Genomic DNA, 12,655 nt, shown 5'->3' with positions numbered 1-12,655 from the left:
CACTTACTTCGTGTCGGCAGGCGCACCGATACGGAAAGCACCACGCTCCCGGTCGTCGAGCTGCGCGAGCAAACCCGTCTCCCACGCGAGATACTGCCGCGCCGCCGCCTTGTTCCCGTCATGACGGTCGTGTACGAAGAACAGGTAGTCGATGCACTCGGCATCGACCGGCAAATCGGGCGTGCTCTCCACCGGCTGCCCCGCGACCACCCAAGCCTTGAACCCGCCTGCGAGCAGCGAGAACGCGCGGGCGTCGTCCGCGTTCGCACGCCGCCAGTCGGCAACGAACAGTTCCGCAACGCCGCGCTCGTCCGCGATGAGCACGATGTCACGCGACGCAGGCAGGTTGGGCAGTCGAGGACGAATCGCCCACTGCGCGCCCGGCACATGCTCGCGACGGTAGCTCATGCTCGGCCGCAGGTCGACGACCGTGACACTGCCATCGGCCAGCGCGGCAGCGAGCTTGGCGGCGTCGATCTCCGGCAGCGTCTCGTCGAACGCTGAGGCGCGCAAGGGCAGCGACGCCCCGCTGGCGAGTCCATCGCGCAACACGTACGCGTCGTGACCCAACTGGCGCAGCCAGCTCGCCACGATCGGTGCGCGCACACCGTCATTGTCGAACAGCACCAACCGGGCATGACGCACGCCCACGTATTGGTCCGTCGCCTGAATCAACTGTCCGCCCGGCGTGTGCTGCGCACCGGGCAGCGACCCGGCGGCGAATTCTTCCGGTGTGCGCACGTCGCACAGGAACAGCGTGCGCGACGTGTCCGTTGTCCATTGCGCAAACGTCGCGGCATCCACTTCGGGCACCGCGAAGCGTTCGGCCAACGCACCGCTCGCTTCGCGCATCTGCGCGAGACTCGACGGCGCGACCGCGTCCGGATAACGGCGCGTGCTGCCATGCTCCAGCGGCAAATCCTCCAGATACCAACCCTGCGTGCCATTCTCCAGGGCCATCACCGGATTGGGAATGCCGAGGTTGATGAGCGTCTGCGCACCGATGATGCTGCGTGTGCGGCCGGCGCAGTTCACGACGATGGGCGTCGTAGCGTTCGGCACCAGCTCGCGAATACGATAGCCGAGTTCGCCATTGGGGCAGCAAATCGACGACGGAATCGTCATCTTCAGGTATTCGCTGACGGGGCGCCCGTCGAGAATCACCACGTCGTCGCCGCGCTCGCGCATGGCGGCCAGCTCGCGCGCCGTCACGCGAGGCGTGTGATACGCCATCTCCACCAGCTCGCCGAAGGTCTTCGACGGCACGTTCACCCCGGCGAACAGGGGGAAACCGGCTTGTTGCCAAGCGTCGGTACCGCCTTCGAGCACGTACACACCGGTATAGCCGAGCGCGGCCAGACGCTGCGCCGCCTGCACGGCGACACGCCCGTTGGTGTCGTAGAGCACCACCCGGGCGTCGCGGCGCGGCGCGAGCCGCACGATGTCGAGTTCGAGACGGCTGTAGGGCAGCGTCACACCATAGAAGAGGTGGGCTTCGCCGTACTCGCCATGCTCGCGCACGTCGAACACGGCGATCTCGGCGCCGTCGTGCAGCCAATCCTTGAGACGGGCGGGCGGCACAAAGTGAGGAGTAAACAAGGTCATAGCGTTGCGTCGGTTGTCAGGTTCCACCCGGCCAGTCCCAAAGCGTAGGGATGAGCCGGCCCGCACCGCCCTGTGGGGCGATGTGAAAATGGGGGCGCGGGAAACACTCGCGCCGTCAGGGGGTTCGCCGCCGGTCTGCCCCGGCGGTCACGGCAGCGTTAGCGGGTTCTAGCGGCGGGTCTTCACGCCGATGTCCATGACTTGATACGTGCCCTTGGCGAGATCGAACGTGATGCGCTCGGTCAGCGTCTCGAGCGCACGGCCGTACATGTGCAGGTGACGAATCGGTGCGTCGCCCTTGATCTCGACGGCGTGAATGTCTTCCGATGCCAGCGCAATGCCATGACCCGGATCAACTACGACCGTGTCGCTCACTTCCAATGTGCCGACGCCCGGCGTCTTGCCATCGTCCGTTCGACGGTAGACGTAGTTGTACTCAACGCCGTCGACCGCCGCGATGCACGCCCAGGTCGTATGGTTGTGCGGCGTGATCTTCTTGCCCGGTCGCATGACGTTCAGGTACAGCGCGTAGGTCTTGTCCGCGTCTTCATGAATCAAATAACGCGCTTGCAGTTCGCCGTCGGCCGGCGGCGGGAAGTCGGCCTCACTCCACAGCGCGGTTCGCGCGGCAAGCGATTTGACCTGATCGAGCACGGCGGCCAGCGCGGGGCGCGTCTCGCCCTCGGGGGCTAGCGTAGCCTTCATGGCCGCGATCGCGTCGCTGACGACGGCCTGACGTTGTTCGGCAAGGGTGGGCGTGGACATGATGAAGTCTTCTCCGTAGAACTTTGTTTTGCGATGGCTCCGGTGGGAGCCCGGTAGCGTGTTCGGGTAGGTAGCTGTCGTTTGCGTCGTATTTGTCGGCGGCGCGTCACGCGGGCACGACGTCTCGCGGCATGCCGATCGTCGGCGACGGACGCCGCACGTCCTGCAGGAAACGCTGCGCTCGCGCGTGTTTCGGCTGGCTGAAGAATTCCGCGGGCGGTGCGTCTTCGAGCAGCTGCCCCTGGTCCATGAACCAGACGCGGCTCGACACGTCGCGCGCAAATCCCATCTCGTGCGTGACAATCATCATCGTCAGGCCCTCGTCCGCCAGCGAACGCATGACTTGCAGAACCTCCTGCACCATTTCCGGATCGAGCGCGCTCGTCGGCTCGTCGAACAGCATGAGCGGCGGTTTCATGGCGAGCGCGCGCGCAATGGCCACGCGTTGCTGCTGACCGCCCGAGAGGTTCGCGGGCATGGCATCGATCTTGTGGGCGAGGCCAACCTTGGCGAGCAGCGTCTCGGCCTGGGCGAGCGCTTCGTCGCGCGACATGCCAAGCACTTTCGTCGGCCCGAGCATCAGGTTCTGGCGCACCGAGAGGTTCTGAAACAGATTGAAGCTCTGGAACACGAAGCCGATGCGTGCCCGCAACTGGTTGAGCTTGACGTCGCGCGCGGTGACATCCCTGCCTTCGAAGAGGATGCGGCCTTTCTGAATGGCTTCGAGGCGCGTAACGGTGCGAATCAGCGTCGACTTGCCAGAGCCCGACGGGCCGCACACGACAACGACTTCGCCGCGTCCGATGGTGGCGTCGATGCCCTTGAGCACGTGGTGATCGCCGTAATACTTATCGACATTCTCGAATGCGAGCATGGTCATGGTCGCGTTCTCCTTCTTGAATCCTGCACTTACGCCAAACCCGCGCGCTGACGAGCGATACGACGCTCGAGCCAGCCAGCGAAACGGGAAATGGCGAAACACAACACGAAATAGAAAGCTGCGAGCACAAGGAACGTCTGCAGCGGCTTGGTCAGCACAATCGTATTGACCTGCGCGGCCGAGTACGTGAGCTCGGGCACCCCGATCACATAGGCGAGCGACGTCGCCTTGATGATCGACACGAACTGGTTGACGATCGACGGCAGCATGTTCGCCAGCGCCTGCGGCAATTGCACATAACGCATGCTTTGCAACCACGAAAGGCCGTTCGAGCGCGCCGCTTCCATCTGGCCGCGCGGCAGGCCTTCGAGACCGGCGCGCACAATCTGCGACAGGAAGGCACTCTCGTAGACGATGATCGCGCACACGGCCGTGGTGAATGCCGACACCTCGGCCCCCACGAGCATCGGCACGGCGAAGTACGCCCAGAAGATGATCATCAACAGCGGGATACCGCGCACAAGCCGCGTCCACACACCGGCCGCACGTCGCAGCCAGCGCAACGGCGAGACTTGCGCCAAGCCGATCACGACCGCGATGGGGAACGACATCACCAGCCCGAGCGCCGAGAGTACGAGCGTGATCGCTACGCCGCCGAGCGGACCGTTGGGCCAGCTCCCGACGAGGAACAACGCGAGATAGTCATGCAGGATCTCGTACATCGCTCAGACTCCCGAGGGCGCCATACGGCGTTTGGTGAAGTGCTCGGAGAGCGCCATCAGGGCCAGCGTGCCGATCAGATACAGGATCGTCGCCACCAGGAACACGTCGAACGTGCGAAAGGTCAGGTTATCAATCTGACGCGTGCGATACAGCAGCTCGTGCACGCCGATGGCCATCGCCAGCGAACTGTTCTTGAAGAGCAGCAGCGCCTGGTTGAGCAACGCGGGCATGGCCACGCGAATGCCCTGCGGCAGCACGACGTAACGGAACGATTGCAAATACGTGAGACCAATGGACCATGCGGCTTCCTGCTGAGTGTTCGGGATGGCCCGCAATCCCGAGCGCAGGTCTTCGGAGATAAACGCGCCCGCGTTGAGCGCCAGGGCGATCGTTGCGAAGAAGAACTCGGTGTTGCCCGCGTTGATCCAGTTGCGCAAGCCTTCGGGCAGCAATTGGGGCACGCCGAAATACCACACGAGAATCTGCACCAGCACGGGCACGTTGCGGTGATACTCCACCACCGCGATCACGAAGCCCTTGAAAAGCTTGACCGGCAGCGCGCGCAACGTGGTGAGCACTACGCCCACCACGATGGCCAGCAGGCCCGAGGCGACGAACAGTTGGAGCGTTGTCAGCACCCCGTCGCGAAACAGCTTCAGGTAGCCGTCTTCGAGCAGAAACGAAAGATCGAACATGACGCCGCGTCTCGCTTACTGCACCTTGATCGGCTCGACCTTGTAGTCGCGCGTGAACTTGTAGACCGACTTGTTGCCGAGCCACTTGTCGAAACTCTGCTGCAGACCGTTCGACTTGTCATAGTCGACCAGGATCTTGTTCACGGCCGCGAGCAGCGCCGGCTCGTTCTTGTTCGTCACCACGCCCCAACGCTCTTCGAAGACCGGCTTGGTCAGCAGTCGATACTGCTGGCCGCCTTTGGCGGCCGCCTCGTTGGCGAAGCGCGCCAGGATCAGTTGCCCCGCCACCAGCCCTTCGACCTTGCCTTGCTGCAGCGCGAGGAACGCCGACGAAATGTCGTGAAACGTGAGCAGGTTCGAATCGGGCAAACGCGTGACCGAAACGGCGGCCGAGCTGGAACCCTCGGACGCGGCGATCTTCTTGCCGGCAAGCTGGTCGAGCGTCTGCACCGGCGAGTCGGCGCGCACCAGCACGCGGAGCGGGGCGACGAAATACTGGTCGCTGAAGTCGACCTGCGCGGCACGCGCCGGCATCCAGGCGACGGCGGCGGCCAGCACATCGACGCGGTGCGTCTTGAGTTCGGGGATCCGGGCATCGGTCGACAGCGCACGGTGTTCGAGCTTCACGCCCAGCCCCTTCGCGATCGCATTGCACACGTCAACGTCAAAGCCGACGATCCTGCGCGTGGCCGCGTCGGGGAACGCGTACGGCTCGCTGGCATTCTGGGTGCCGCAAACGAGCGTGCCGCGCGCCTTGATGTCAGCCAGTTGGTCGGCGTGCGCAACGCCCGTCATGGCGAGTGTTGCGAGCAGCGCGGCTGCAAAGTGTCGTTGCCACATGATCCTGAGTCTCCTTGAGTTCGACCGAAGGGCGAATCGATGATCGGGGGACCAGCCAACGTCGGCCTTTGCCCGATTACATAAATATTGCTTGAGTGTTACGCAGGTTATCGACCAAAATTCTTGAGATCAATTTAATTTTTATCTCATAAACATTAGCGCCTCTGAAGTATCGGCCAAAACTATCATGCGGAATCTGGATATCGATCTGTTGCGCACGTTCGTGGCGATTGCGCAGCACGAGACCTTTGCGGCAGCGGCCACGCGCGTGGGTCGCACGCAGTCTGCAATCACCCAGCAGATGCAGCGCCTCGAACAGGAGATGGGGTGCGCGCTGTTCGAAAAGCAGGGGCGGCAGAAGACGATGACCGCCGATGGCGTGCGGCTCGTCGCCTACGCGAACAAGATTCTTGCGCTCAACGACCAGGCCGTGCAGGTCATGCAAACGCGCGGACCGGTTGAAAAGCTGCGCATCGGTTCGCCGCACGACGTGGCCGACTCGATTCTGCCGAGCATGTTGCGGCGGCTATCGAAGCTCTCGGCGGAATTGCAGTTGGAGATCATCGTCGGACGCAGCCCGCATTTGATGGATGCCCTGCGCGACAAGGAGCTGGATCTGGCGATCTCGACTCGCTACGACGAGGCCTTCCCTGGCATCAAGCTGCGCACATCGCCGATGGTGTGGATCTGCGCTGACGACTTCATCTTCAATTCGTCCGCCCCCGTGCCGCTGGTGATGGCCGACGACCTGAGCCTGTTTCGCCGCCTGTCCATTGAACGACTCAATGCGGCGGGCATCGCCTGGCGCACGAGCTTCATCTCGCCAACCCTCACCGGCATCCGGGCAGCGATCAGCGCAGGCCTCGGCGTCACGGCCCGTACCACCGAGCTTCTCGATGCGAACATGCGTGTCCTCTCCGAAGCCGACGGCCTGCCGCGCCTGCCCGACGTTGCGTTCTATTTATACGTCCAGCCGACATGCACGAGTCAGGTTCTGCGCGAATTGTTCGAGTCGACCGAGCACATCGCCACGCGCTTCGGCCCGCCGTTCCTGATCGGCGAGTAATCGGCGCCCCCCCCCCCACAAAACGGCGGCCTTATGACGCGAGAACGTCGGGACAGGCGCGCGCCGCGTGCCCTCATGCCGTAACGCAGCCCTCGGCGAATGGGCGATCGAATTGAGGATATACTGCCCCCGAGTATGTGCGTGCTAACATTTTTGGCCATTTGATCGACACAGACAGGAGCGCAACCGACCGTGCACACGATTCGGGACAAGCACAAGTTGTTGGCACGCGTGCGTCGCATCCAAGGGCAGGCGCAGGCGCTGGAGCGTCAGTTGAGCGAGGAGAGCGACTGCGTCGAGATCCTCCAGCAGATCGCGGCCATTCGCGGGGCGGTCAATGGCTTGATGGGCGCGGTCATCGAAGGACATCTCGTCGATCATCTCGTCAACGAATCCGAACAGGCGCACCGCGAGGCCGAGCTGGCACCGGTGCTCCACGTCATCAAGGCCTATCTGAAGTAACCGTCACACACCCATGCTTCGTTTCGAGAATCTCGCCAGACGCTTCGGCACTTTCACGCTTTTCGAGCACCTGAGCTTCCGCGCCGAGCGCGGCTGCTTCGCCCTGCGCGACGAAGGGGGCGGCGGCAAGACCACGCTGCTCGGCATGCTCGCGGGCACGGTCGTGCCGGACGACGGTCAGGTCTGGGTCGACGGACACGCCATGCGCGACGCGCCCGCCGAGGCCAAGGCATCACTTGCCGTGGTGCCGTTCGACTGCCTTGCCGAGCCGTCGCAAACCGGACGCGGCTTTCTGGCGCAGCGCGCCGCCGAGGCGCAAACGCCCGTGAGCGCCAGTGTCCTCGATCTGGCCGAGCGATTCGGCCTGATGCCGCATATGGAAAAGCGGTTCGACCAGATGTCGCTCGGCACGCGTCGCAAATACTATTTGACCGCCACCCGTTTCGGCACACCCCGCGTGATTCTCGCGGACGAGCCCAGCGGCGGTCTCGATGCGACCTCCCGCGCCGTGCTGATCGACTTGTTCACTACGCTTGGTCAGGACTGCTGCGTGTTCTTCTCTACCCACGATGACGCGCTGGCTGACGGTTGTCACGCGACAACGCTCGGCTTCCCGGACCTCGCGCGCCCCAGCGCCGTCTGATCTTCCGCTCGCCGTTCCAAGCCCCACGGGGCGCACCCACGCGCTCATCCGTTCGTCCATTCGTCCGCCCGAGGCGTCGATGACGGCAGACGGCCGTGCCGTCCGTCGAGCGGGGTGATCGTTGGGCGACGAGACGTGCCCATTGATCTGCACTAATTAAAGTTTCTGCCCCCTCCGGCCGTAAGGGCAGAGAGTCGAGCAGCAATGTATCGATGCGACGGCGCAGGCGATACCGCCCGGCCCGTTGCCCCCCCTTCAATGGCCCACGTGCGGGTCTACCGATGAAAGCTCATGAAAGTTACTTCGTTGCGAACCCGGATTCTGCTCATTGCCTGCCTGACGGTGGTGGGCGCGCTGATTCTCTCTGGCATCACGACTTATGTCATCGTGCGCGACAGCATGATGTCAAGCATTGCCCACACGCTGTCGGCCGTGGCCAACGGGAATGCGGGCACCATCGAGCGCTGGTCGGCCGATAAGGCGCAGGCGGTCGTCGCGACGTCGCAGGCCGTCGAGAAAGGGGATCCGGCCGGGCTCGTGAAGCTCATGGGCAAGACCAACGACTTCCCGATCACGAGCATTGGCTGGTCGGACAAGACGTTTTTTTCCACCGCACCGACGCCGCCGGACTACGATCCGACCGCGCGCCCCTGGTACAAGAGCGCCATGGCGGCGGGCAAGCTGACCGTCACCAAGCCGTACGGCGACTCGTCGACGGGCATTCCGTACGTGGCCTTCACCGCCCCGATCATGCGTGACGGCCAGTCGACCGGCGTGGTCAGCGGCGCCGTGGCACTCACCGGCGTGCAGGACATCATCAAGGCGGTGCATCCCACGCCATCGAGTCTCGCGCTCGTGGTGGCGAGCGACGGTCAGGTGATTGCTCACCCGGACAGCAAGTTCTCGCTCAAGCCGTCGACGGACGTGTCACCCGCGCTCACCGCCGACTCGCTGCCGGGCCTGGCCGCCGACGGCGCCGAACCGGTCTCGATGGAACTCTCCGGCGCGCCCAAGCTGCTCAAGGCCGAGCGCATTCGCGGCACGGACTGGTACCTGGTGGTGGCGCTCGACCGCGCCGAAGCCACGGCCGGCCTGACGCACGTGCTGGGCGCAACCGCTATCACGCTGGTCGTGCTGACGTTGATCGCGCTGGTCATTGCCTCCATCTTCACGTCGCGCGCGTTCAAGCGGTTGTCGATCGTGCGCGACGCCATGGACACCATCGGCTCGGGCGATGGTGATATGACGCAGCGTCTCGACGTCATCGGTCAGGACGAGGTGGCGCAGATTTCGACGTCGTTCAACGCGTTCGTCGACAAGATCAGCTCGGTCATGCTCGACGTGCGCTCGGGCGTGTCGTCGATGACGTCGGCCACCAGCGAGATCGAAATGGGCAACCGCGATCTCTCGCAGCGCACCGAAGCCTCGGCGGGGTCGTTGCAGGAAACGTCGTCGGCGCTCACCGAGATGACGTCCAGCGTCAAGCAGACGGCCGAGACCGCCGAGCATGCCACGCGTCTGGCCAACGAGGCCAGCGCCGCCGCCGCGCGGGGCGGTCAGGTCGTCACCGACGCCGTCGGCACCATGGCGGCCATCACGCAGTCCTCCGAGCGCATTACGGAAATCATCAGCGTGATCGACGGCATCGCCTTCCAGACCAATATCCTGGCGCTCAACGCCGCCGTGGAAGCGGCGCGCGCCGGCGAGCAGGGCCGTGGCTTCGCCGTGGTGGCGGGTGAGGTGCGCACGCTCGCCCAGCGCAGTGCGGCGGCCGCGCAGGAAATCAAGGCGCTGATCGAGACGTCGGTGCAGAACGTGAAGAGCGGCACGGAGCGCGTGCAGGCGGCGGGCACGACGATGAACGAAATCGTCGACGGGATTGCGCGTGTGCAGCGACTGGTGAGTGAGATCAACGGCGCCATGACCGAGCAGAGCACGGGCATCAGCCAGATCGACCGTTCGGTCTCGGAGATGGATCAGGCCACGCAGCAGAACGCCGCGCTAGTGGAAGAATCGGCGGCCGCGTCGGCCATGCTGAGCGAACAGGCCCGCATGCTGGCCGAGACCGTGGCGCGTTTCCGCCTGCGCGACGAGCAGCACTCGGCGCTGCATGGTCTTCATGCGCCGCACGCGCCCTCGCTATCGGTCGTGGGGTCGTCGATGCGTCGGGCGGCGTGACGAGGGCGCCGGGGCGGCGTCGCGCGCGAAGCGTTCACAAAAACGGATTTTTTCGTTACAATCGCGCTCCCCTGCCCAGGTGGCGGAATTGGTAGACGCACTATCTTGAGGGGGTAGCGCCGAGAGGCGTGCGGGTTCGAGTCCCGCCCTGGGCACCAGACAGTCGAAAGGCAGGCGAGCGCACGTTCGTCTGCCTTTTTCGTTTTTCCTGGCGATTTCAACGACGGCGCGAGGCCGTCAAATGCGCGTTGCCGCGCCGGCGTTCCGACGCGCGTGGCGCTTCTTCGAGACGCGATATTCATGCCAGGTGAGTCCGATGATGACGACGTCGAGCGCCGACAGGAACAACAGCCATGGCGAATGGGTGTGGGTGAATCGGTATAGCTGATAGACGACGAACAGCGAGAACGCGGCCATCGACACGGGGAAGTACCAGAGCTTGTCGCGCAGCAAGCCGATGATCAGCCATAGCTTGATCGCCCCGTGCGCGAGCAGGTAGATCGCCGCAAACTTCTGCGAGCTCACGGAGAGATGCTGCACCGTATGCAGCAAAAAGCTGGCGACGACATCGCGCGGATCTTCCGCAATTTCGTTTCCCGTCACCCAAAGCACGATCGACAGAAGGAAATGCTGGGGAATGAAGTACGCGACGACACCGCCGACAATCTCGGCAAGTGCGAAGAGCGCCTTCATCCACAGGCTCGCCTCGAATATGAAATGGAGCCGCTTCTCGTAGACGTCGGCGAGGTCTTTCACGCCACGCCCCCGTCCCGCGCGGAAGTCGATGCCTCCGGCACGACGACCGTCACGCTCAATCCGGATCGTGCGCGCTCATCCGCATAAGCGAGTCGCACATCGGCGCCGGCCTTCTCCGCAATGGCTTTCACGATCGACAGCCCAAGGCCTGAGCCCACTTCGCTCGTTCCCAGCCCACGGTAGAACGCGTCGAACACACGGTCGCGCTCCTTCGGTGCGATGCCCGGACCAGTGTCCTTGACGCACAGAAGGGTCTGCCCCCTGCCCGACTCGAGCATCAGGTCTACACGCCCCCCCGCCGGCGTATAGCGGATGGCGTTGTCGACCAGGTTCTTGATCAGCACGCTCAAGTCCGCTTCGCTGATCGGTAGCGATGCATCGTCACGTGCCTCGATGCCGAGGTCGATTCCCTTGGCTTCGGCGAGCGGGTACAGCGTCTCCAGCGTTTGACGGAATACCCGCAGGACGGAGTCGGTACGCGCACCTCCCTCGCTCGGCGTCGCCTGCACGCTGGACAACGTCAGCAGATGTTCGAGCATATGCCGACCTCGCTCAATCCCCTGACGCAACTCCGCCAGGCGCTCTCTGGCCGTCACGGACATGTCAGCCTCGGCAAGCCGCTCTGCCTGCAGGGAAAGCGCCGTCAACGGCGTGCGCAGTTCATGCGCGGCGTCGGCCACAAAGCGGTGCTCCGCATCGACCGACGTGGCCACGCGCGACAACAGGTTATTGATGGCACGCAGAAACGGTCGGATCTCATTCGGAAGATGCTCGGTCGATACCGGATGCAGTTCGCTGTACTGGCGCCCGTCGATCTCGCGCGACAGGCTCGCCACCGGTCGGAATATCCTGCGGACCAGCCAACCGACCACCAGCAGCAACACCGGCACAAATGCCACGAGCGGCATGATGGTCCGGATCGCGCTGGTCCGGGCAATCTGGTCGCGCACGTCTGTCTCTTGCGCTACCGCGATACGGGTACCCGATTGCAGCGTCCTGACCAGTACCCGATACGGCTCCTTGCCCACCGTGACGGTCGACAGGCCGTCGGCCATCGTCTCCGGCAGGGGAAGCGGTAGCTTGTCGTCGCCATCTCCAGCCCCGGGCCGCGTTGCCACGCCGAGCCGCTGAACGACCACGCGCGCTTCCTCACCACTCGCCTGTGGCGCCTGAGGTGCCTGAATATTGCGAAATTCGCTGGTCTGCAGATGATTGTTGTCGACGAGGGCGGCGACCTGGCGCAACACATCATCCTGTAACTCATGCGCCTCGTCGAACGCCGCGGCGAACGAAATGACGCCGGCAATCACGGCAAAGACGAGGATTGCCACGGAAAGCCACAAGCTCAGGCGCAGGCGAATGGAGTCGTTCAATCGCCTTTTAAGACCATCCATCCCGCTCCCCTCACGTTTTTGATGACGCTCGTGCCGAGCTTCTTGCGAAGCGAGTGAATGAGGAATTCGATGGCATTGCTCTCGACTTCCTCTCCCCACCCGTAAATCCGATCCTCCAGGTCGCTTCTGGACAGGATGGCACCGGGTCGCGTCAGCAATGCCTGCAGCAAGGCGAACTCCCGATTCGACAATTGCACCGACGCAACGTCCGGCGTATGGGCTTCCCGGGTACCCGGATCGAGCGTGACAATGCCGTTCGACATCACCGGCTGCGCTTGCCCCGCCTGACGCCGCATGACGGCGCGGATGCGAGCGAGCAATTCCGCCATCTCGAACGGTTTCAGCACGTAGTCGTCGGCGCCCCCATCCAGGCCCTTCAATCGTTCCGGCAGCGCGTCGCGTGCGGTAACGATGATAAGGGGGACCTGATGTCCTTGTGATCGCAGGCTTTGCAGCACCGCATGACCGTCCTTGCCCGGCAACCCCAAGTCCAGCAGCACCAGGTCGTAATGCTGGCAGTCGGCTGCCGCCAGCGCCGCTTGTCCGTCCGTGACCCAATCCACGGCGAATGTCGCGTCCTTGAGGGAATCGCGAACGACACTGCCGATCATCGGATCGTCTTCGACGAGCAAGATGCGCATGTCATTT

The 12,655-nt window shown here is 63.9% G+C and carries 13 protein-coding genes and 1 tRNA gene; 5 read left to right on the top strand and 9 right to left on the bottom strand.

From position 1 onward, the window contains the following. Nucleotides 1-3 precede the first annotated feature (3 nt). The 6 genes from PTE31013_RS00685 to PTE31013_RS00660 form a co-directional block, all read right to left on the bottom strand. Nucleotides 4-1,605, bottom strand: a complete 1,602-nt coding sequence (locus PTE31013_RS00685; protein WP_150610921.1) for a rhodanese-like domain-containing protein — start codon at nt 1,603-1,605, stop codon at nt 4-6. A gap of 168 nt (nt 1,606-1,773) precedes the next feature. Further along, nucleotides 1,774-2,370: a cysteine dioxygenase family protein gene (locus tag PTE31013_RS00680; RefSeq protein WP_150610920.1), complete on the bottom strand. Its 597-nt coding sequence runs from the start codon at nt 2,368-2,370 to the stop codon at nt 1,774-1,776. Between the two features lie 106 nt (nt 2,371-2,476). After that, a complete protein-coding gene (locus tag PTE31013_RS00675; protein WP_150610919.1) occupies nt 2,477-3,250 on the bottom strand; it encodes an amino acid ABC transporter ATP-binding protein in 774 nt (257 codons plus the stop codon). A gap of 29 nt (nt 3,251-3,279) precedes the next feature. Further along, nucleotides 3,280-3,972, bottom strand: coding sequence for an amino acid ABC transporter permease (locus tag PTE31013_RS00670; protein ID WP_150610918.1), 693 nt, complete (start codon nt 3,970-3,972; stop codon nt 3,280-3,282). 3 nt (nt 3,973-3,975) lie between these two features. Further along, the gene (locus tag PTE31013_RS00665) at nt 3,976-4,668 is read right to left on the bottom strand and encodes an amino acid ABC transporter permease (RefSeq protein ID WP_150610917.1); all 693 of its coding nucleotides are present in this window, start codon (nt 4,666-4,668) and stop codon (nt 3,976-3,978) included. A gap of 15 nt (nt 4,669-4,683) precedes the next feature. Next, on the bottom strand, nt 4,684-5,508 hold the full coding sequence (locus PTE31013_RS00660) for a transporter substrate-binding domain-containing protein (RefSeq protein ID WP_150610916.1): 825 nt from the start codon (nt 5,506-5,508) through the stop codon (nt 4,684-4,686). A gap of 187 nt (nt 5,509-5,695) precedes the next feature. Between PTE31013_RS00660 and PTE31013_RS00655 the strand changes: the two genes are divergently transcribed. The 5 genes from PTE31013_RS00655 (at nt 5,696) to PTE31013_RS00635 (ending at nt 10,015) form a co-directional block, all read left to right on the top strand. Beyond that, a complete protein-coding gene (locus PTE31013_RS00655; RefSeq protein ID WP_150591378.1) occupies nt 5,696-6,574 on the top strand; it encodes a LysR substrate-binding domain-containing protein in 879 nt (292 codons plus the stop codon). A gap of 192 nt (nt 6,575-6,766) precedes the next feature. After that, nucleotides 6,767-7,036: a metal/formaldehyde-sensitive transcriptional repressor gene (locus tag PTE31013_RS00650; protein WP_150610915.1), complete on the top strand. Its 270-nt coding sequence runs from the start codon at nt 6,767-6,769 to the stop codon at nt 7,034-7,036. Between the two features lie 13 nt (nt 7,037-7,049). Further along, nucleotides 7,050-7,679, top strand: coding sequence for an ABC transporter ATP-binding protein (locus tag PTE31013_RS00645; RefSeq protein WP_150610914.1), 630 nt, complete (start codon nt 7,050-7,052; stop codon nt 7,677-7,679). A gap of 291 nt (nt 7,680-7,970) precedes the next feature. Further along, nucleotides 7,971-9,857, top strand: coding sequence for a methyl-accepting chemotaxis protein (locus PTE31013_RS00640; protein WP_150610913.1), 1,887 nt, complete (start codon nt 7,971-7,973; stop codon nt 9,855-9,857). A gap of 73 nt (nt 9,858-9,930) precedes the next feature. Next, nucleotides 9,931-10,015, top strand: a tRNA-Leu gene (locus PTE31013_RS00635). A 79-nt stretch (nt 10,016-10,094) separates the two neighbouring features. Here the strand turns inward: PTE31013_RS00635 and PTE31013_RS00630 are convergent. Genes PTE31013_RS00630 through PTE31013_RS00620 form a run of 3 tightly spaced genes read right to left on the bottom strand, consistent with a single transcriptional unit; the run spans nt 10,095 to nt 12,648 of the window. Beyond that, a complete protein-coding gene (locus PTE31013_RS00630) occupies nt 10,095-10,613 on the bottom strand; it encodes a DUF2127 domain-containing protein (RefSeq protein WP_246173844.1) in 519 nt (172 codons plus the stop codon). Further along, on the bottom strand, nt 10,610-12,007 hold the full coding sequence (locus PTE31013_RS00625) for an ATP-binding protein (protein WP_150610911.1): 1,398 nt from the start codon (nt 12,005-12,007) through the stop codon (nt 10,610-10,612). Before PTE31013_RS00625 ends, PTE31013_RS00630 begins: the two co-directional genes overlap by 4 nt. Continuing rightward, entirely contained in the window at nt 11,983-12,648 is a 666-nt protein-coding gene (locus PTE31013_RS00620) for a response regulator transcription factor (RefSeq protein ID WP_150610910.1), read from the bottom strand. The genes PTE31013_RS00625 and PTE31013_RS00620 overlap by 25 nt, the downstream gene beginning before the upstream one ends. Nucleotides 12,649-12,655 lie beyond the last annotated feature (7 nt).

Source organism: Pandoraea terrigena, assembly GCF_902459705.1.
GTDB classification, from domain to species: Bacteria; Pseudomonadota; Gammaproteobacteria; order Burkholderiales; family Burkholderiaceae; genus Pandoraea; species Pandoraea terrigena.
Note: the sequence above shows the minus strand (reverse complement) of the source record. Positions and strands in the feature narration are given on the sequence as shown.

Bases quoted from the DNA above. Each gene is read 5' to 3' on its own strand.
- PTE31013_RS00685 (WP_150610921.1), bottom strand. From the start codon at position 1,605: ATGACCTTGTTTACTCCTCACTTTGTGCCGCCCGCCCGTCTCAAGGAT.
- PTE31013_RS00680 (WP_150610920.1), bottom strand. From the start codon at position 2,370: ATGTCCACGCCCACCCTTGCCGAACAACGTCAGGCCGTCGTCAGCGAC.
- PTE31013_RS00675 (WP_150610919.1), bottom strand. From the start codon at position 3,250: ATGACCATGCTCGCATTCGAGAATGTCGATAAGTATTACGGCGATCAC.
- PTE31013_RS00670 (WP_150610918.1), bottom strand. From the start codon at position 3,972: ATGTACGAGATCCTGCATGACTATCTCGCGTTGTTCCTCGTCGGGAGC.
- PTE31013_RS00665 (WP_150610917.1), bottom strand. From the start codon at position 4,668: ATGTTCGATCTTTCGTTTCTGCTCGAAGACGGCTACCTGAAGCTGTTT.
- PTE31013_RS00660 (WP_150610916.1), bottom strand. From the start codon at position 5,508: ATGTGGCAACGACACTTTGCAGCCGCGCTGCTCGCAACACTCGCCATG.
- PTE31013_RS00655 (WP_150591378.1), top strand. From the start codon at position 5,696: ATGCGGAATCTGGATATCGATCTGTTGCGCACGTTCGTGGCGATTGCG.
- PTE31013_RS00645 (WP_150610914.1), top strand. From the start codon at position 7,050: ATGCTTCGTTTCGAGAATCTCGCCAGACGCTTCGGCACTTTCACGCTT.
- PTE31013_RS00640 (WP_150610913.1), top strand. From the start codon at position 7,971: ATGAAAGTTACTTCGTTGCGAACCCGGATTCTGCTCATTGCCTGCCTG.
- PTE31013_RS00625 (WP_150610911.1), bottom strand. From the start codon at position 12,007: ATGGATGGTCTTAAAAGGCGATTGAACGACTCCATTCGCCTGCGCCTG.
- PTE31013_RS00620 (WP_150610910.1), bottom strand. From the start codon at position 12,648: ATGCGCATCTTGCTCGTCGAAGACGATCCGATGATCGGCAGTGTCGTT.